Here is an 18,165-nt window from a genome sequence, read left to right as displayed (position 1 = left end):
ACGTCAAGCAAATCACCTGGGACTATGTCCGCGCTAACCTTGCCCGCGGGTTCATGCTGACGGGTAATTTTATCCAGATTCGGAATTATGGAACGACGGTGACGCGTCTGGAGTTCACCCTGTGATCGATGTCATGTCGTCGGCGACTAGCCCGTAGCGACTAGCATGAATTTCGGTCTGTCGTGGAATGTGTGATCGGCTCAGAATTCGCAAAACAGGATCGGGAGTAGAATCGCACTGTTGGGCCGGAAACGGAGGGCAATGGCGATGGCGGCATTGCAGATCAATTTGGCGCTCTGGGGAATGCTCATTTGCGCAGTGATCAAGATTAGTCTTGTGATGGGCGCTGCTCCCTAGCCAAAGCATCCAGCCCGGCCAGGGCTAAATCGCTTGTTTGATCTATCTACTCGGCCACTCGATCCGATCGGTTCGGAGCTTCCGACGATCGATCTCCTCGCGGATGATCTCGGCGCGATGTTTGGCGGTGTCACCGAGGAGATGGTACCGGCCTCCTAAAGCGCGATCGGCGGCCGCTTGGATCCGAATGTTTTCGTAAAGACGAAGGACGCTTTCGTCGCTCAAATTCTCAATACTCATGACTCAACAACCTGTGATCTGGAAAGGCGTCAGCCTTCCTCAACTTGCGCGGGAGGTCAAGGGGATGACCAGAAGCGCAGATGCGAGACGCTGCGGATCAGGCTAGTGGCAACGGGCGCGGCTACAAACCCTGCCAAGCCTCCCAGCACCTTTTCCAGCGCGTCGATCAGACGCGGATCACGATCGGGAACGAGAAACTGTGCAAGCTCAAGACCAGCAGCAAGTCCTATGATCGCGCTAAGGACAAGCCGGGGGCGATCTGGGAATGATAATCCGCAAAGAAAACCGAGAACTCCGTAAGCGCAAAACCGCTCGACTGCTGTGATCAGGACCGTCTCGCTATCGACGAGCACCGGCCGCGAAGAAAGGCCAGACAGCGTTGCGAAAACGATAAAGGCCAGCCACCCGACGGCGGCGACGCGCAAAACGACTGTCGTTAGATGCATATGGAACCTGAACATCTAATCAACAAAGCCGACGAACGGAGTATGATCGCCCGCCGGCTTCTCAGGCTGTTCCTGGAGCAGATGTCCTGGCCATCCAGGGATGAGTGATACGCGCGCGTACTTCGTGCGCCGTTGCGACCGCTTCGTCATCCCAGTCTTTCGCAGCCAACTCATTTGACGCGAAGTAGAACCCATAAAATTCGTGAATGCTTCGTGCAGGGTGGAAAGGTATAACGATCTCACGCTTCTCGTACCAGCAATCAACAAGCTGGTAGCCCAGATCGATCATGGAATCGACGAGCTCTTGTCGGTTCTGAATGCGGTAAGGAACGACCGACCCGAATGAGCTCTGAAGGGTAAAGAACGTTTCGCCCTCGTAGACCGGCACCCGGTTGATCAGTACCCTGGTCGGCAGGGGCTGCAGCCGCGCGAGGCACGCCGCCAAGTCCTGCTCGAGATATTGCAATGCGCCGCAGCAGAGAAAGATGTCGGCACCCGCGCCATCTTCGATCCGCGTCGTGAAGGCGAGCTCGGGTGCGTTTACGCTCCTGGCGAGATTGCTTCCGAACTCGACAGCATGTGGCAATTCGCAGACCATCCAGATCACATGCCGAGGAAGCCCGAGAAATTGCCGGTAAGTAAAATACTCCATCCCGGCGCTACCGCCGAGGTTCAGAATCTTGCTGCTTTCGGCCAGGGCCCTGGATAGCCAAAACAGGACCGGATAGTCCCGCTTGCGCATGTCGGCGGGATCGCCCCTGATTTCCGGACCGAAGACGAGGTGGTCGTTGTAGCCCAAGGGCCCGACTGTGGCGGCGGCGTCCTCGGTTTCCTGGTAGGTTGAAAAAACGCCACGGCATGCGCCGACGCGGGACAGAAAATTCCAATGCTTGCGAACAACATCGGACACCAATGGAACGGCGAAAACCGTATCGCGCAGTCCCTTCCGCATGCCGGACTTTGACAGCCAGTGTCCCTCGGTCGAGTCACTCTGCGCCATGGCAGGGATCTCCGAAAAGTCATTATGGCAAATTGTCGCACTAATATTGCTTCGTCATAGAGCAATTTCGGCAATCCTGCAACCGACTCATTTGGCGCCCCCCTTTAACCCGAACTCGATCAAGCGGCGGTTCAACGCGACATAGACCGGCACGTCGCTGCACGTCGGGCTTACGGACAGGCTCTCGCCAAGGTGACAGCAATCGAGGAGGGAGATCTGCCGGCGGCGCAGATCGCGGACGCTCACTTGAAGGCCTATGAAGCGTACGCCGAAATGACAGAGGCGGCTCGCATGCTGCTCGTCGTCATGCCGACTGACCTGAAAGCGCTAGTCGACTTGCTGCTGTACCTGGAGAAGAACTTCTCCCTGCTGCCGCCAGATATCGCCTGTGGCGTCAGCAACGGCCAGTCGCTCGCGTTCAGCCTCCTTCAAACCGTTCGCTTGTCGCTTCGTGAGATTGCGAAGTACGGAAAGCGGGGGCCATCATGAAGCGCCGGCGCCGAATGCGCAGGAAGCGCGACCGGCAGCGGCTGATGACGCACCGCCGGCGGTTGTGCCGCTAGTCCCTAAAAGATACGCCGCCGAGCTCGAAATACGCCGTCTCGGCGGCGCCCTGTTTCAATCTGGACCTGTGAAATCCCCAGCAGCGAAGCATCAGCAGAGCCCGTGCCGCGGGGCTTCGGTCCCGCGCTCAAGCGGCCGATGCAGATATCGGGCCTGTCGCTTTAGCCCGGCGGGCTTTTCTTTTGGCTTTTGCGGGCGCGGCAATCTGGGGCCTGCTTTCAGGCCGCTGTTCTTGTGCTCTGGTTGGTTGCGTCGGGCAGAGAAACCTCGCGGACCACCGCTGCTCGAACCTTCGTTGGACGTCCAGAGGAACGGCGGACATCGGAAAATCCTTCTCGCCCCCGGGTTCGTTGCCTTAACGCGGAGGGGGCTCCAAAGGTCCTCAGCCATGCGCCGGCGCCCATCCCAACCGGAAGCGCCTTGGTGTTGGCATGCTGGAAGGCTGCGACGATGAAGCCGGGCCCTGGAACGGGCGATGATGCTGGTAACGTGACCCACGGACTAAGCGCTGGATTTGCACGCAAAGGGCCGCAGCACCTTTCGACGCCGCGGCCCCGCCGGGTTAAAAAAATAGGTGAAATATGGACCAGCCCCGGCATCCAAAAAGCTACTCCGTGGTGTTTCCGCCGCAACATAAATCGTTGTTTCCGCTAACGGAACTGGGCCGACTGTTGCAAAATGGATGACAGTGCATCTGACATGGACAGCGAGCACACCGTTTTGGCGCTCGCCTGTTTCCGACTGCGGCCTAGTTTGATTTTCACAGTGGCCTGATTTGCTTTTGGGAACCGCGACTGGATCGCCAGAGTCTATTCGTGGGGCGGACATGGAGGACACCCATGTGGACGTCGGCGCCGCGACCACCGCAACCCCGGCAGACGAACCGCGGCTCAAGATCGGAGAGCCTTGCACTGTCAGGCCAGCGGTCGGCGTCCAGAGCAATGTGATGGCCGCAATGGCAATAGATCAGCACGCCGCGAACCGCCGAAGGTGATCTTGATCGGCCGACCGTCGGCGTGCGTGGGACTGTTGCGGCGGACAGGAGAAGGCATGCCGCCATCAAAGCGGCACCGAAGCGCCTCGCAAATTATCAATCCCTCGGGGTCCAGAACGCGCTCGGGCTACTGCGCGTCGTGGTGCGGACGAAGCGAGCCCGCCGTTTCACGCATCTTTGCTAATTGGCGGTGCTGCCGCTCTTGGCCTTGGACGACTGCTTCACAGCCGGCTTGGCGGGCGCGGCCGACTTCTTCGACGCATCATCGCCGCGGGCAGTTCCCCACGGATCGACCGGCTTCTGGTCCGGAACATTGTTGAGGGAGCGTTGATAGGCGCGCTCAGCTCGATCGTCGCCCGCCTTCTCCGTCGCCGTCTTCTCCTTGGGCTGTTCGCCATACTGCTGAACATGGTCCTGCGCCAGCGCGGGGGCGGCGATCAGGGCAAGCAAGAGGGCGACGGCGATTTTGCGCATCGAGAAACTCCCGGTTCTGCGCCGAGCATAACATCGCGCCGATTGCGGTAGCAATCAGCCGAGCGTGAGTTGGGTATGACGATGATCGGACGATGCGCGCGCCAGATCTGCTACTGCGCGTCGCGGGTGGAAAAGCCGCCCTAAGCTTACCGTCCACGGTCAGCGCGTAGTTCGGAGTAATTCCTATTCCGTTTTAGCGGAGCTGCCGTTCGAGTTGCTGCTGGAATTCGGAGATGAGAAAGAGCCGCTGTTCGTCACCCGGCTCGCAAATTCCTGCTTGGATGCAGACCAGCTAGACACCTTAGTAGCAGCGCTAGCCGCCGCCCTCATGATCCCAGATTCCGAAGAATTTCCTTGGTCTTTCATTTTCCCTCTCCCGGTCCGTCAATCTGCAATTTTGACCAGTCGGCTCGATTGATTGAGGCGACATAACTCGATTCGAGTTCAGCGGCTAAGGAACCCGCTTCCACGCCCTTGGGTCCCCGTTCCCCATGCACGTCGACTGTCAACGCGTAACCTTGATCGTCTTTGCGGTCGACCATTTGGAACAGGTCGAAAAAGCGCGATGGTGATACACCAACAAAGGACTCAAACTTGACAGCATCAGTATCAAACTCTTCGTCATGGTCTACCCGGATCGCGCGCTTGTACAGCTGTTTTGCACGGCTTTTGGCGTATGGCTCGATATAAACCACACGTGTAATGCCGCTCGCTATAATCAGCCGAGCGCACAAGTGGCAGGGGAATGTCGTGCAATATAGGGTGCTTTCCCTGATTGACACTCCACGCGCGGCGGCATCGCAAATCGCAGCCATCTCGGCGTGGACGATCCGCCCAAATTCCAGAAGATTGGCCACAGCCGTCTTTGCAAGAGGCTTTGTGTCCAGGAACAGGGCGCTCTGCGCACGAGCGTCCTTACTTTGATCCTTACGGTCTTTTATCAGCCAGCCATCATCTGCGAGGGCTTCTAAGACCTCTGCAACTATATCTTTCCGGGTCCCAGCAGCGGGATCTTGCCCGATTTTGTAGTCTCGATAGTCGCGCTCAGTTCCAGCAACATCATCCCAGAGCACGCCCCCGCCTGCGCGTGGGACCTCGTTGCAGCCAGTCGCAAGTATTTCCCCCTTGGTTGTCGCAATTACTGCGCCAACTTGCCGAGACAAATCGGCCGATCTCTGTGCGGCGGATCTTGCCTGCACCATCAATGACTCATCTACGCTGGGCGTGATGTAGGGCGCTCTAAAGAGCAGCTGAACAAACCGCCGAACGTCCTCACGAAGCGACTTGCCTGCAGATAAAAAAACGTCAGCGCTTTGAAATACATCCTCGAGGCGTTGGCCGAAGCGGTTCGAATGCTCTTTCTGGTCGGTCGCGATAATGTCTTCCGCAACATCACAAAACGATTCCGGATTAGGTGAGTTACGACTGCGGGCGATGCCGCGGCAGAGATTGTCGATGCGTGCCACCTTCGGCTCGTACACTGATGCGAGAAGCACGCGTTGACCGAAAATTCGGCGTAACGTTTTCAATTCCTCCGCCCGCTTCAGAGAGGAGACAATGAAGCAGTGTCCCTCCGCTGGTACGCTCGCATCGTTATCCTTGTTGAGCGTCTCTCTAACGTTGTGAATTTCGGACAGCGTGATTCTTGCCATTGCATCAGCATGTCCGATCACCCGGCGGATTTCATTGCCGGCCGTCATGCTGCGACGAATTCGGACGTCCTCTTCGCGGATTTCTGTCAGAGCTTCGAGACCAGGAATTTGCGCCATCAACTGGCTGAGACGCAAAGAAACTGGCTTATAGTTCACCGCGAGAAGTGCTTCCGAAAAAGCGTCTGTTACTAGCCGCGTATCTGTGCCCGCCGCCACACAGAGGCAAAGCACAAGCTCTGGTCGCGATTTGTCTTCGTCGTCGACGTCTTCAGTCATGTCGGTCGGTCCCAACGACAAGTTAGGCATCATACCGATTCGGCATCGAGCATTGGTTAATGAATTTCGAAGGCGTCGATTGCCGGCCACCGGGCTCGGAGGCTGAACCAGCGCCTGTGCCAGGCTCAGACGACATCGACGAGCTCGCGCGCATGGAGCGCATCTGCCTGGATTTGGCGGCCGGCGCGGCCATGCCGCTCGAGCGGGCAGGGCTGGAGAAAATGGCCGACAACTATCGCGCCGCGATCCTCTACGCCCAGGCCGGCAACGTGTTTGCCAACACAGCGCCCACACACGGCTTTTTCAGTCCGTTCAGCTTTGCCCGTAAGTTATTGATTTTGTTTGGTGAGCGCGCTGGGGCTCGAACCCAGGACCCCGTGATTAAAAGTCACGTGCTCTACCGGCTGAGCTACGCGCTCCCATGGCCGCTGATGGCTTTCTCGAGATTGCCATCGTCTTCGGTCATTTCGAAAAGCATGTCTTGCCGCCACGTTTGACTTAAGCGTTGCGGGGAAAACCGGTAAGGCTGTTTCCGGATCATGCTTTCGGCCCGCGCTGTGTAGGGGGATGGGGCGCTGAGGTCAATAGCGCACGCGGCTGCCGAAGATCGCGGCAGAGGCGGGGATTTGCACGACGTTTCCGGTGCTTAGCCCGGGATTTTCAACCCGATTGGGCGCCCGTCATCCACGCCGGAGAGCGAACGCGCCTTGAAAGCGCGGGCCCGTGGACCTTGCGGGCAAGCCCTCAAGGCACCGGGATCAGTTCGCCTCGCGCCGCACCTCGCTTGGCACCGGTTGCGGCGTGCCGGCCGGCGTCGGCAGCGCGACTGGGCGGAGCCCGATCAGCTCGGCGGTGCGGATCGCGCTGTCGCGCCAGAACTGGAACGAGTTGATGCGGCTGAGCTCGAGGATCGCGATTGCGACCGCCGCGAGGAACGGCAGGCTCTGGAGCACCAGCACGCCGGCGAAGATGTAGATCTCGGTGATCTGCCGGTAGCTGTTGGAGGCGATCAGGACGCCGGAGCCGATCAGGAGCAGGGCGCCGATCACGGCCTCCCAGAACGCCTGGAACTCGATCGACATCCGCGACAGGCCGCCCTTGGAGGTGCGCGCGAACGCAATGTGCTCGGTGATCAGTCCTTGCGCGACTGCGCGCGACACCGTCCACTGCACGCTCATCGCCGCAATCATGGCGCCCAGCATCTGCCCGGGTTTTATCGCGACGCGCGCGCGGTACATCGACAGGAAGTGCACGAGCGAGACGATGAAGGCGCCGATGATCGGCAGCGTCAAAATCTTGTCGGGGATGGCGATGTCGGCAAAGGCCACGATCGGCACCCAGACGAGATTGAGCAGCGCTACGACCACGCCGAGGCTTTCGGCCCCCAGCCAGTTCAGCCAGCCGAGGCCATATTCGCGCTTCTGGTCGGGCGTCAGCCGGCTCCGGCCGGGCAGGAAGTGCTGCCAGTGCTTCTTCACGATCTGGAGGCCGCCATAGGCCCAGCGGTGGCGCTGCTTCTTGAAAGCCTCATAGGTGTCCGGGAGCAGGCCCTGGCCATAGCGGTGGTTGGTGTAATGGGTGGTCCAGCCGAGCTCCTGGATCGCAAGGCCGAGATCGCTGTCCTCGCAGATCGTATCGGACGACCAGCCGCCGGCCATGTCCATCGCGGCGCGGCGGATCAGGCACATCGTGCCGTGCACGATGATGGCGTTGGTCTCGTTGCGCTGGACCATGCCGATGTCGAAGAAGCCGGCGTACTCGCCGTTCATGATGTAGTGCATGATCGACAGATCGCTGTCGCGATGTTCCTGCGGCGCCTGGACCAGGCCGACGCGCGGATCGGCGAAGGCCGGCACGAGGTCCTTCAGCCAGTCGGGCTCGACGACATAGTCCGCATCGAGGATGCCGATGATCTCGGCATCAACAGCAGTGCGGTCCATCGCGATGCGCAACGCACCGGCCTTGAAACCCTGCACCTTCTCGGCATTGATGAACTTGAAGCGTTCACCGAGCGCGCGGCAATGGTCCTGGATCGGCTGCCAGAAAGCGGGATCCGGCGTGTTGTTGATGATGACGACGCATTCATAGTTGGGATAGTCGAGCCGCGACAGCGCATCGAGCGTCTGCTTGAGCATCTCGACCGGCTCGAAATACGCCGGGATGTGGATCGAGACTTTTGGGTAGTAATTCTCCGGCACGTTTTCGACCGGCTTGCCCTTGGTCAAAAGCCGCTGCGGCGGCCGTCCGAAGGCGACGGCTGCGATCTCGTCGATCCGCGCCATCGCGATGAGGACGAGAGGAACAAGGAGTATCATGCCGAGCGTCAGCGCGAAGGCCGAGCCGAAGATGAAATAGTGCCCGTTCCAAAACGCGAACACGGTCGCGGCCCAGGCACCGACGCCGTTGGCGGTCGCCGACAGCAGGAATGCCTGCCGCGCGGTCGGCTGCTCCAGCCGCAGGATCGGCAGCGATAGGAGGATGCCGACCAGCAGCGCGATCGCCATCAGCTTCCAGTAGTCGGGATTTTCGACCGGGCCGGTCCAGGCGAATTTCGGCTCGCGGCTGGCGTCGAGGATGCCCCAATACGGACCGACTCCGCCTTCGAAGTATTTCCAGGGCTGATCGATCGCCTCGACGATATTATATTCCATGCCGAGGGCTTCGGCGCGGCTGACGAAGTTGCGCAGCGTCAGCGCCTGCTGGAACGGACCGGGGTCGGCGTTGCGCAAGTTGTAGCCCGCGCTCGGCCAGCCGAACTCGGCAATCACGATGCGCTTGCCGGGGAACAGGTTGCGCAACAAATTATAGCGGTCGACGGCCTGGTCGACGGCCTGGTCCGAATGGAAGTTCTCCCAGTAGGGCAGCACGTGCGCGGCGATGAAGTCGACATTGGAGGCGAGATCGGGGTTGTCGCGCCAGATATTCCAGATTTCGCCGGTGGTGACGGGAACGCGGACCGCGCTCTTCACCCGCTTGATCATCTCGATGAGGTCTTCGACCTTCTGCTCGCCGCGGTAGATCACCTCGTTGCCGACGACGACGCCGTTGACGTTGCTGTTCTTGCGCGCGAGCGCGATAGCAGCCTTGATCTCCCGCTCGTTGCGGTCCGGATCCTTGCCGATCCAGGCGCCGACCGTGACCTTGAGCCCGAACTCGGCGGCGATCGGCGGCACCAGTTCGTTGCCTTCCGTCGCGGAGTAAGATCGGATGGCACGCGTGAGGGTCGAGAGCTTTTTCAGATCGGCACGAATCCTGTCGGGGTCGACGTTGTCGTCGACAACATGTCCCGGCTCGAACGGCGTATAGGACAGGCTGGGCAACAGGCCCCTGAAGTCGGGCGCGGGTTCTTTGTCGCGCAAGACTCCCCAGATGCCGGCGTGGAGCACGGACACAAGCAACAGAACGGCGGCGACAACACGCATCGCGGCTAAACCAAAAGGGGCTGAGGTGGCAGGGAAGCGGATCCGACCCCGAGATCCGACCGAGTCCGCGGCAAATGGAGCATACCTCCGCCGCGCGGTTTCACAACTGTCATGGCCTCATGACCTTATGAGGGCATGGCCCTTCGTAAGAGCGCGGCAGTGCCAACCGCAGATATCGCCGATCGTTCCTGAACGGAGGCTGAAACGATCGCGGCTATTTCTGGGGCGCCGGCGCCGGACTTGTCGCAGGCGAGGGGCTCGCGGCCGGCTGCGGTTGCGAATTGCCGGTGGTCGGTGCGGCGGGCTGCGAAGCAGCGGCAGTTGCCTGCTGCGGCTGGGAGGCCGGGTTGATCCAGCAAGCGTGGACGCGGCTGTCCAGGGTCTCGGCGACCTTGGGATCGATCTGGGCGCCGAAGCGGGTCAGGCAGCGGAACGCTGCCTGGATGTGACCGCCGGGGCAGCCGAAGCGGTCGTAGAGGTCGAGATGGCGGAACGCGGTATCGAGGTCATCCCGCCACATCAGGCGGACCACGCGCCGGCCGAGCCAGACACATTCCGGGTTGCCGGCCGGGCCGTTGATGACTTGCGCCGCTTCCGCAAACTCATCGGTGCGGCGCTGGTTCTGGGCCGCGTCCTTGGCGGCGTCGGCGGGCTGGGTTGCCGCCTTGCCCTGATCCGGAGCGGGAGTTCCGCTCTGGGCGGAGGCGCCGCTGAGGCCGGCCAGGAGGACAAGGGAGGACACGGCCAGGGTGGCGGCGAACTGCCGCAGGACCCCATTTCGTAACTCGAACACCCGTCGCCGCATGAATTCCCCAATTTCTCAGCTGACCGCCGCGTGGGACGACCTCGCGGACGCGTCGGTGATGGCGTCCAAATGGGTCTCCAATGCGGCGGAAAAGTCCCGCAAAATCCCATGGCCTGTATTTGGAATTTTGTCCAGCAAAGTCACGATCCTATGGCTTGCTCGAACGGCCGCAGGCCAATTCGCCGGGGAGAGCGCCGCGGCCGCCCGCGTCCCCCCCTTGGCAGATGGCGTGCGAGCAGGTAATCGACGGGCCCTTCGCGGAGGACGGAACCGATTTCACTTCGTACGCCACTGGCGCTCCTGCTCGTCTCCCTCTGTGCGATTGCTGCCGTGTGGTGGTGGCTGGCCACGCCGATCACGCTCGCGCGCGCGCCAATCGATCCCAATGACAAGGTCCAATGCGTCTCCTATGCGCCGTTCCGCGGCGACCAGACGCCGCTGAACGAATGGACCCATATCGAGGCCGACCAGCTCGAGCAGGATTTGCGTCAGCTCAAGCAGATCACCGACTGCGTCCGCACCTATTCGATCGAGAACGGGCTCGATCAGGTGCCGGCGGTCGCGGCCAAAATCGGCGGGCTGAAGGTGATCCAGGGCATCTGGCTCGGCAGCAATCGCGCCAAGAATTTTGCGCAGGTTGCGACCGCAGTCCGTCTCACCAAGGACTTCCCCGGCACCATCTCCGCACTCGTCGTCGGCAACGAGGTGTTGCTCCGCGGGGAGATGACGACGTCCGACCTCACCGCGATCATCCGCTCGGTGAAGGCGCAGGTCAGCGTGCCCGTGACCTATGCCGACGTCTGGGAATACTGGCTGAAGAACCGCGACGTCTATGACGCCGTCGACTTCGTCACGATCCACATCCTGCCCTATTGGGAAGACATGCCGGTGCGGGCGAAATTCGCCGCCGCCCATGTTGAGTCGATCCGCGAGCGCATGGCGGTCGCGTTTCCCGGCAAGGAGATCCTGATCGGCGAGACCGGCTGGCCGAGCGAAGGCCGCATGCGCGACGGCGCGCTGCCTTCACGCACCAACCAGGCGCGCGTGGTCTCGGAGATCCTCGGCCTTGCAAAGGCGCAAAAATTCCGCGTCAACCTGATCGAAGCCTATGACCAGCCGTGGAAGCGCCGCCTGGAAGGCACCGTCGGCGGCTTTTGGGGCCTGATCGATTCCGTGCGGCGGCAGCTCAAATACCCGCCGGGCGAGCCAATCAGCAATTTCCCGTTCTGGAAATGGTACATGGGCGCTGGCATGGGCTTAAGCGTGCTGGTGTTCGCGGTCGCCGGCCTCACGCTGCGGCGCAGGCCCTGGACGCCGCGCTTCTCGGCCTGGCTCGGCGTCGGGATCTCGGCGACGACCGCAGGCATCCTGCTCGGAATCGCCGCCGACAAGATGTTTTATGAGAGCTACGGCTGGGGCGGCTGGCTGCAATGGGGCACGCTGCTGTTGGCCGGCATCCTGTCGCCGATCCTGTGCGCGCAGGCGCTGGTGATCGGCCGCAGTCTTCCGTCCTTCCTCGATATTCTCGGTCCGCGCGAGGAGCGGAAGTGGTCGAAGCTGACCGCCGTGCTCGGCCTGACGCTGGCGGTGACGGCGGTGATCGCCACCGAGACCGCGCTCGGCTTCGTGTTCGATCCTCGCTACCGCGACTTCCCCTATGCCTCGCTGACCATGGCGGTGGTGCCGTTCGCGCTGCTGATGCTGAACCGCCCGCAGATCGGCGTGCGTCCAATCGCGGAGGCGGCGTTCGCCGGGCTGCTGGCGCTGTGTGCGGCCTATACGCTTCTGAGCGAAGGCCGCGAGAACTGGCAGTCGCTGTGGACCTGCACGATCTATCTGTTGTTCGCGCTCACGCTGTGGCGGGCGCGGGCCGCGCAAAGCCAAGGATGAGCAGGCCGATCGCCAGCCCGGCCAGCACGATGTTGTAGAGCACGATGCCGAGGCCGGCGGCGATCACGCCGAGGGTCAACAGCACGATAGAAGGCCGCATCAGGTTCAGCGTCGCGATGATAAGTGCGACGATGCCGAACACCGAATTCTTGAACAGCGACGTCGAGACCGAGCGCGCCTTGCAGATCATGGTCTGCAGGCCGGCGTCGCAGGCGAGCGCAACTTGCGAGAACTCGACCGCGAGATAGCGCACATAAAGCGCCCAGCCGACGGTGACGAAACCGACGACGAGCAGGAACTGCACCTGATAGGGCGTGAGGCGGAAGGGCTTTTTCTTCATAGGGGGCAATATGGTCGGGAAGGCGCGGGGGAGCAACGGGTGTGGGAGAGTTTTCTGCGCCGGAAATTCTTTTGAAGATGCAAAGCTCGACGCTAATTGGCGAACGCGTTGCCCTCTTGAACCGAACAGGAGGCTGGCCCGGCCGAAACAGATTCGAACTCGAGCATTTTGCCGGTCGCGTTGCTGCGAACCGTTGTCACGCCGCCTCCGGCCTTACCCGTCAGCACTTCGGCACTGCATGACGAGCCGCCGTCGAATGTGATGCGGATCCTGCGGCCGAGTCCGCGATTGTTGGTGGTCGAGACCAGCGTATTGCCTTGGAAACTGACAGCGCCGGCTCCGTCGGAATCGCTTCCTCCGTTGCCGACACGGTCCTTCGACCCCGTGGCGCGTCCGGACGCCGCCGTCGAGGTCAGGAGCTCTCAATCCGCGCATTGGCGTCCAATCTCACAAGTAGACGACACAGACATGCAAAGAGATCCGCGATCAAATCGATCCCAAGCGGCGGGAATGCCTTACCGCCTGAAGAACGACGACAGCGTCGATCCCGCTGACGCCGTCTCCGGCTTCGCCGCTGGCGCGGCCGGCTGCGGCGCAGGCGCGGGCTCCTCGCGCTTCGACGAACGCTTGGAGGAGTAGCTGCGGCGGTGCTTCTCGGGCTTGGCGGTGGGGGCAGGCGCAGTCTCGGCTTGCGGCACGGCGTCCTGGCTCTTCTCGGAGTTTTTCTCCGAACCCTTGTCCTGTCCCTTGTCCTGGCCGCGCATCGACAGCCGCTGGCCGTCGAACACGGTGGTCTCGCAGTGGCGGTCGCTTTCGCTCAGCCCCGCGCAGAGTTTTGCCGCGGCGGCGGCATTGACCAGGGGACCTGCGCCGAGGCGAAGCTGCATGCCGAGGCCGGTGTTGCCTTCCTTGATCATGATGATCGGCCGCAGGCCTGCGATCTCCGGATTGGATTTGGTCAGGCCGCGCCAGAGCGTGCGCAGGCCGTCGATCGAGTTCGCGCCGCCGAGATCGATGGCGAAGCGCGTCTGCTGAACCGCGATCGCAGGCTGTTCGCTCTCGGCGGCCGCCTCTGGCGGCTTGGCTGACGCGGCGGCGACTTCGGTCGGAGCGGGCGCTGCCTCGGGCGTCTTCTCGGTTGTCTCCGGCTGAACCAGTTTTGACGCGGCCGGATCAGGCGGCGCCATGATCGACTTGGATGGCACCAGCGGAAGCATCGGCAGCGCCGACGTCGTTGCCGGCGACTGCGATACGAGCGAGGCAGCAGCCGCGGTCTGCGGCGGCGGGCTCGGCTGCTCCTTAGCGGCTTCCTTGGCCGCTTCCTTCGCAGTATCTTTTGCGGGCTCCTTGGCTGCAGCCGCGCGCGGCTTGTCGCTTGAGGGGGCCGGCATCGAGGCCACCGGCGCAACGCTGGGCGCTGTGGGCACAGGCTGCGCCTCAGGTGCCGGCGTGTCCTGCGGCTTCGCAGCGGACGCCTGCGGTGTCGCAGCGTTCTGCTTGGCGATGGCGCCGGTGACGGAATCGAGTCCCTGCTCCAGCACGGTGACGCGCGAATAGAGCCGGTCGCGATCGGTGTTCAGCGTCTCGATGGCGGCGGCCAGGCGACGTGCTTCGTTCTGGCTGTCCTTGGTCAGCACCTGAAGCCGGTCGGCCTGGCGCGAGAGATCGAGGGAGGCGACCTGGTCGCGCCGCCAGCCGAACTGGGCCTGGTTGGCCAGCACGGCCACAACGACGGCGCCGACGGCCGCCGCGCCCCACGAGCCCAGCCGCCACATCATGCGGCGGTCGAACGTGCTCTCCTCGGCCAAAAGTCCGGAGAACAGCCCGCCGGTCTCCTTGGCGCCGAAGGCATCCGCCAGTGGGTCGGAATCCTTTGCCATGAACGTTTAAGTGCCCAGCCCCTGCCCGGCTTCCCCGAATCAATCAGGGAACATTAACAGGAAAAGTGTGCCGCACTTGAATTCCGGGCGTTTGCGGGGGTAGCAAGGCGATAAGCTCAGGCGACGTCGGCTTGTCGCCCGCCGATGTGATGATCGATTCGGCCGTATCTGACAGGATTTTGATGACCGCCCGCACCAGCCTCACGATCGTGCTCGCCGCCGGTGAAGGCACGCGCATGCGCTCACACCTGCCGAAGGTGCTGCATCCCGTCGCAAGCGAGAGCCTGCTCGCCCATGTGCTCGCCGCCGCGCCAAAGGGAACCGGCACCTCGCTCGCGGTCGTGATCGGCCCCGACCACCAGGCGGTCGCGAATGAAGCCAAGCGTATCCGTCCCGACGCACTCACCTTCGTGCAGACTGAACGGCTCGGCACCGCGCATGCAGTGCTGGCGGCGCGCGAGGCGATCGCGCGGGGCGTGGACGACCTCCTGATCGCGTTCGGCGACACGCCGCTGATCTCGGCCGAGACCTTTGCGCGGCTGCGCGCGCCGCTCGCCAAGGGCGCTGCCATCGCCGCGCTCGGCTTTCGCGCCGCCGATCCTACCGGCTATGGCCGCTTCATCGTCGAGGGCGACCGCTTGGTCGCGATCCGAGAGCAGGCCGACGCGAGCACGGAAGAGCGCAAGATCAATCTGTGCAATGCCGGCGTGATGGCGATCGACGGCCGCCGCGCGCTCGAAATCCTCGACAGGATCGGCAATGCGAATTCCAAGGGCGAGTATTATCTGACGGATGCAGTCGGCATCATCAACGACAAGGGATGGGAAGCCGTGGTGATCGAGACCAGCGAGGACGAAGTGCGCGGCATCAACACCAAGGCGCAGCTTGCGGAAGCAGAAGCCGTGATGCAGGCGCGGCTGCGCAAGGCCGCGATGGAGGCCGGCGTCACGCTGATCGCCCCTGAAACCGTCCATCTCGCCGCCGACACGGTGTTCGGCAAGGACGTGACCATCGAGCCGTTCGTGGTGATCGGCCCCGGCGTCTCGATCGCCGACGGCACGGTGATCCACTCGTTCTCGCACATCGTGCAGACCACGCTCGGCAAGAATGTCTCGATCGGTCCCTATGCGCGGCTCAGGCCCGGCACCTCGCTCGGCGACGGCGCGCGCATCGGTAATTTCGTCGAGACCAAGGCGGCGACGCTGGAGGCCGGCGTCAAGGTCAACCATCTCTCCTACATCGGTGACGCCACCATCGGCGCCAATTCCAACATCGGCGCCGGCACCATCACCTGCAACTACGATGGCTTCAAGAAGCACAAGACGGTGATCGGGCGGGGCGCCTTCGTCGGCACCAACTCGTCCCTGGTCGCACCGGTGAAGATCGGCAGCGGCGCCTATATCGGCTCGGGCTCGGTCATCACCCGCGACGTGCCCGACGACGCGATGGCGCTGGAGCGCAGCCCGCAGACCATCCGCGAAGGCGGCGCCGCCCGCTATCGCGAGATGAAGACGCGCGGCAAGAAGCCGGAGAAGTGAGCGGCGTTATTCGTCGTCGGCGAATTCCGAGAAGATCGCGCGCGTCAGGCGCCAGCCGCGCGGTTTTGCGCGCTTCGCCGGCTCGCCGGCGGCGTGCTTGACGAAGACGGGCTTGCTTTCCTTGCCGCGCTGGGGCGGCGGCCAATGCGCGAGGTGCGTGCCACTGGTCTCGCTGGCGCGCAGATACATCGATGACAGACCTTTGCGGTCGGACGTGGCTTTCATGGCCTTGATCTCCTGGGCGGGAATCGTTGGCCAAAGTTGTTGACAATGGGTTAACGCGCGCGGTTTAAGGCCGGCCAATTCGACGCAGGCGAAGGCGCGCCGTCATCCGATGCTGTCGCAATCCGTCATAATTATTGAGTATCTGGTTCCTTTGGAACTTCGCTAAAAACCGGGCGCGTCGTTTAGGCGATTTTTCGACGATTTGGGGGATATTGATCCGCATGTGCGGGATTGTCGGCATTCTCGGGCGCGAGCCGGTTGCAGAGCAATTGGTGGATTCGCTCAAACGTCTTGAATATCGCGGCTATGACTCCGCTGGCGTCGCCACGCTCGAAGGCAAGCATATCGAGCGCCGCCGCGCCGAGGGCAAGCTGAAGAATCTGGCGAAGCGGCTCGAAGCGGAGCCCCTGAAGGGCACCACCGGCATCGGCCACACCCGCTGGGCCACCCACGGCAAGCCGACCGTCAACAATGCCCACCCGCATGCGACCGAGCGCGTTGCCGTCGTCCACAACGGCATCATCGAGAATTTCCGCGAGCTGCGCGAGGAGCTCGAGAAGCAGGGCACGGTGTTCCACACCGAGACCGACACCGAGATCGTGCTGCACCTCGTCGATGATCTGCTGACGCGCGGCAACAAGCCCGTGGAAGCGGTGAAGCTGACGCTGGCACGGCTGCGCGGCGCCTTCGCGCTCGGCTTCATCTTCGCCGGCGACGACGATCTCATGATCGGCGCCCGCAACGGCCCTCCGCTGGCGATCGGCTATGGTGACGGCGAAATGTATCTCGGCTCCGACGCGATCGCGCTCGGCCCTTTCACCGACACGATCAGCTATCTCGAGGACGGCGACTGGGTCGTGCTGACCCACAACAGCGCTACGATTTTCGACAAGGACGGTCATGCCGTCCAGCGTGACAAGATCAAGCACGCCGCCTCGACCTCGCTGGTCGACAAGGCCAATTACCGCCACTTCATGGCGAAGGAGATCCACGAGCAGCCGGAAGTGGTCGGTCATACGCTGGCGCGCTATGTCGACATGGCGACCGAGCGCGTCTCGCTGCCGGTCAAGCTGCCGTTCGACTTCAAGGACATCCAGCGCATCAACATCACCGCCTGCGGCACCGCGAGCTACGCCGGTATCGTCGCAAAATACTGGTTCGAGCGGTTTGCGCGCGTGCCGGTCGAGGTCGATGTCGCCTCCGAATTCCGCTACCGCGAAGCGCCGTTGCGCAAGGGCGACCTCGCGATCTTCATCTCGCAATCCGGCGAGACCGCCGACACGCTGGCCGCGCTGCGCTACGCCAAGGCAGAGGGCGCGCACACGGTTGCCGTCGTCAACGTACCGACCTCGACGATCGCGCGCGAGAGCGAAACCGTGCTGCAAACGTTGGCCGGGCCCGAGATCGGCGTCGCCTCGACGAAAGCGTTCACCTGCCAGCTCATGGTGCTCGCGAACCTGGCCATTGCGGCCGGCAAGGCCCGCGGCGAATTGTCCGATGAGGACGAGACCAAGCTGGTTCACGGCCTCGTCGAGATCCCGCGCTTGATGGCGGATGCGCTGACCACCGAGCTCCAGATCGAAAAGCTTGCGCACAGGATCGCCAAGTCCCGCGACGTGCTCTATCTCGGCCGCGGCACCAGCTATCCGCTCGCGCTCGAAGGCGCACTGAAGCTGAAGGAAATCTCCTACATCCACGCCGAGGGTTATGCCGCCGGCGAGCTCAAGCACGGCCCGATCGCGCTGATTGACGAGACCATGCCGGTCGTCGTCATCGCGCCTTACGACCGGGTGTTCGAAAAGACGGTGTCGAACATGCAGGAGGTCGCCGCCCGCGGCGGCAACATCATCCTGATGACGGATGCCAAGGGCGCGGAGGAGGCGACGGTGGAGTCCCTCGTCACCATCGTCATGCCGGACATGGCGGCAGCCTTCACGCCGATAGTGTATGCCGTTCCCGTACAGCTGCTCGCCTATCATACGGCGGTGGTCATGGGCACCGACGTCGATCAGCCGCGCAACCTCGCCAAATCGGTGACGGTGGAATAGGCAGAAGGGATCAG

The 18,165-nt window shown here is 62.5% G+C and carries 14 protein-coding genes and 1 tRNA gene; 5 read left to right on the top strand and 10 right to left on the bottom strand.

All coding sequences use genetic code 11. The features are described 5' to 3' along the window. Window positions 1–390: 390 nt before the first annotated feature. Window positions 391–516 (top strand): hypothetical protein, encoded by a 126-nt coding sequence (locus tag ABIB73_RS01695; RefSeq protein WP_354220801.1) that lies wholly within the window; start codon window positions 391–393, stop codon window positions 514–516. Window positions 517–653: 137 nt separating this feature from the next. Here ABIB73_RS01695 and ABIB73_RS01690 read toward each other — a convergent pair whose 3' ends face one another. Beyond that, window positions 654–1,022, bottom strand: coding sequence for a VanZ family protein (locus ABIB73_RS01690; protein ID WP_354220799.1), 369 nt, complete (start codon window positions 1,020–1,022; stop codon window positions 654–656). Between the two features lie 82 nt (window positions 1,023–1,104). After that, entirely contained in the window at window positions 1,105–2,043 is a 939-nt protein-coding gene (locus ABIB73_RS01685) for a methyltransferase, TIGR04325 family (RefSeq protein ID WP_354220797.1), read from the bottom strand. Between the two features lie 192 nt (window positions 2,044–2,235). Here ABIB73_RS01685 and ABIB73_RS01680 point away from each other — a divergent pair, with 192 nt between their 5' ends. Then, window positions 2,236–2,532 carry a hypothetical protein gene (locus tag ABIB73_RS01680; protein WP_354220795.1) on the top strand — a complete coding sequence of 99 codons (297 nt, stop codon included), beginning with the start codon at window positions 2,236–2,238 and terminating at the stop codon, window positions 2,530–2,532. Window positions 2,533–3,781: 1,249 nt separating this feature from the next. Here ABIB73_RS01680 and ABIB73_RS01675 read toward each other — a convergent pair. The 5 genes from ABIB73_RS01675 to ABIB73_RS01655 form a co-directional block, all read right to left on the bottom strand. Beyond that, window positions 3,782–4,075 carry a hypothetical protein gene (locus ABIB73_RS01675; RefSeq protein WP_354220793.1) on the bottom strand — a complete coding sequence of 98 codons (294 nt, stop codon included), beginning with the start codon at window positions 4,073–4,075 and terminating at the stop codon, window positions 3,782–3,784. Between the two features lie 362 nt (window positions 4,076–4,437). Further along, window positions 4,438–6,003, bottom strand: a complete 1,566-nt coding sequence (locus ABIB73_RS01670; protein ID WP_354220791.1) for an anti-phage dCTP deaminase — start codon at window positions 6,001–6,003, stop codon at window positions 4,438–4,440. Window positions 6,004–6,346: 343 nt separating this feature from the next. Beyond that, a tRNA-Lys gene (locus ABIB73_RS01665) sits at window positions 6,347–6,422 on the bottom strand. A gap of 339 nt (window positions 6,423–6,761) precedes the next feature. Further along, entirely contained in the window at window positions 6,762–9,425 is a 2,664-nt protein-coding gene (locus tag ABIB73_RS01660) for a glycosyltransferase (protein WP_354220789.1), read from the bottom strand. 214 nt (window positions 9,426–9,639) lie between these two features. Beyond that, on the bottom strand, window positions 9,640–10,230 hold the full coding sequence (locus tag ABIB73_RS01655; RefSeq protein WP_354220787.1) for a beta-1-3, beta-1-6-glucan biosynthesis protein: 591 nt from the start codon (window positions 10,228–10,230) through the stop codon (window positions 9,640–9,642). 330 nt (window positions 10,231–10,560) lie between these two features. On the opposite strand from ABIB73_RS01655, the gene ABIB73_RS01650 reads away from it, so the two are divergent. After that, on the top strand, window positions 10,561–12,120 hold the full coding sequence (locus ABIB73_RS01650; protein ID WP_354220785.1) for a glycoside hydrolase family 17 protein: 1,560 nt from the start codon (window positions 10,561–10,563) through the stop codon (window positions 12,118–12,120). On the opposite strand, the gene ABIB73_RS01645 is transcribed toward ABIB73_RS01650, so the two are convergent. Continuing rightward, window positions 12,080–12,460, bottom strand: a complete 381-nt coding sequence (locus ABIB73_RS01645; protein WP_354220783.1) for a hypothetical protein — start codon at window positions 12,458–12,460, stop codon at window positions 12,080–12,082. The genes ABIB73_RS01650 and ABIB73_RS01645 overlap by 41 nt on opposite strands. A gap of 515 nt (window positions 12,461–12,975) precedes the next feature. Beyond that, complete coding sequence (locus ABIB73_RS01640) at window positions 12,976–14,340, bottom strand: hypothetical protein (protein ID WP_354220781.1); 1,365 nt, start codon at window positions 14,338–14,340, stop codon at window positions 12,976–12,978. 182 nt (window positions 14,341–14,522) lie between these two features. Here ABIB73_RS01640 and glmU point away from each other — a divergent pair, with 182 nt between their 5' ends. Beyond that, window positions 14,523–15,878 carry a bifunctional UDP-N-acetylglucosamine diphosphorylase/glucosamine-1-phosphate N-acetyltransferase GlmU gene (glmU, locus tag ABIB73_RS01635; RefSeq protein WP_354220779.1) on the top strand — a complete coding sequence of 452 codons (1,356 nt, stop codon included), beginning with the start codon at window positions 14,523–14,525 and terminating at the stop codon, window positions 15,876–15,878. Between the two features lie 6 nt (window positions 15,879–15,884). On the opposite strand, the gene ABIB73_RS01630 is transcribed toward glmU, so the two are convergent. Next, window positions 15,885–16,103 carry a hypothetical protein gene (locus ABIB73_RS01630; RefSeq protein ID WP_354220777.1) on the bottom strand — a complete coding sequence of 73 codons (219 nt, stop codon included), beginning with the start codon at window positions 16,101–16,103 and terminating at the stop codon, window positions 15,885–15,887. A gap of 221 nt (window positions 16,104–16,324) precedes the next feature. Between ABIB73_RS01630 and glmS the strand changes: the two genes are divergently transcribed. Continuing rightward, window positions 16,325–18,151, top strand: coding sequence for a glutamine--fructose-6-phosphate transaminase (isomerizing) (gene glmS, locus ABIB73_RS01625; RefSeq protein ID WP_354220775.1), 1,827 nt, complete (start codon window positions 16,325–16,327; stop codon window positions 18,149–18,151). The last annotated feature ends 14 nt before the right edge of the window (window positions 18,152–18,165 follow it).

Origin of the sequence: Bradyrhizobium sp. F1.4.3, from assembly GCF_040548375.1 — a bacterium.
In the GTDB taxonomy this organism is placed as follows: domain Bacteria; phylum Pseudomonadota; class Alphaproteobacteria; order Rhizobiales; family Xanthobacteraceae; genus Bradyrhizobium.
This window is presented reverse-complemented; position numbering and strand designations above follow the sequence as displayed.

Bases quoted from the DNA above. Each gene is read 5' to 3' on its own strand.
- ABIB73_RS01685 (WP_354220797.1), bottom strand. From the start codon at position 2,043: ATGGCGCAGAGTGACTCGACCGAGGGACACTGGCTGTCAAAGTCCGGC.
- ABIB73_RS01675 (WP_354220793.1), bottom strand. From the start codon at position 4,075: ATGCGCAAAATCGCCGTCGCCCTCTTGCTTGCCCTGATCGCCGCCCCC.
- ABIB73_RS01670 (WP_354220791.1), bottom strand. From the start codon at position 6,003: ATGACTGAAGACGTCGACGACGAAGACAAATCGCGACCAGAGCTTGTG.
- ABIB73_RS01660 (WP_354220789.1), bottom strand. From the start codon at position 9,425: ATGCGTGTTGTCGCCGCCGTTCTGTTGCTTGTGTCCGTGCTCCACGCC.
- ABIB73_RS01655 (WP_354220787.1), bottom strand. From the start codon at position 10,230: ATGCGGCGACGGGTGTTCGAGTTACGAAATGGGGTCCTGCGGCAGTTC.
- ABIB73_RS01645 (WP_354220783.1), bottom strand. From the start codon at position 12,460: ATGAAGAAAAAGCCCTTCCGCCTCACGCCCTATCAGGTGCAGTTCCTG.
- ABIB73_RS01640 (WP_354220781.1), bottom strand. From the start codon at position 14,340: ATGGCAAAGGATTCCGACCCACTGGCGGATGCCTTCGGCGCCAAGGAG.
- glmU (WP_354220779.1), top strand. From the start codon at position 14,523: ATGACCGCCCGCACCAGCCTCACGATCGTGCTCGCCGCCGGTGAAGGC.
- ABIB73_RS01630 (WP_354220777.1), bottom strand. From the start codon at position 16,103: ATGAAAGCCACGTCCGACCGCAAAGGTCTGTCATCGATGTATCTGCGC.
- glmS (WP_354220775.1), top strand. From the start codon at position 16,325: ATGTGCGGGATTGTCGGCATTCTCGGGCGCGAGCCGGTTGCAGAGCAA.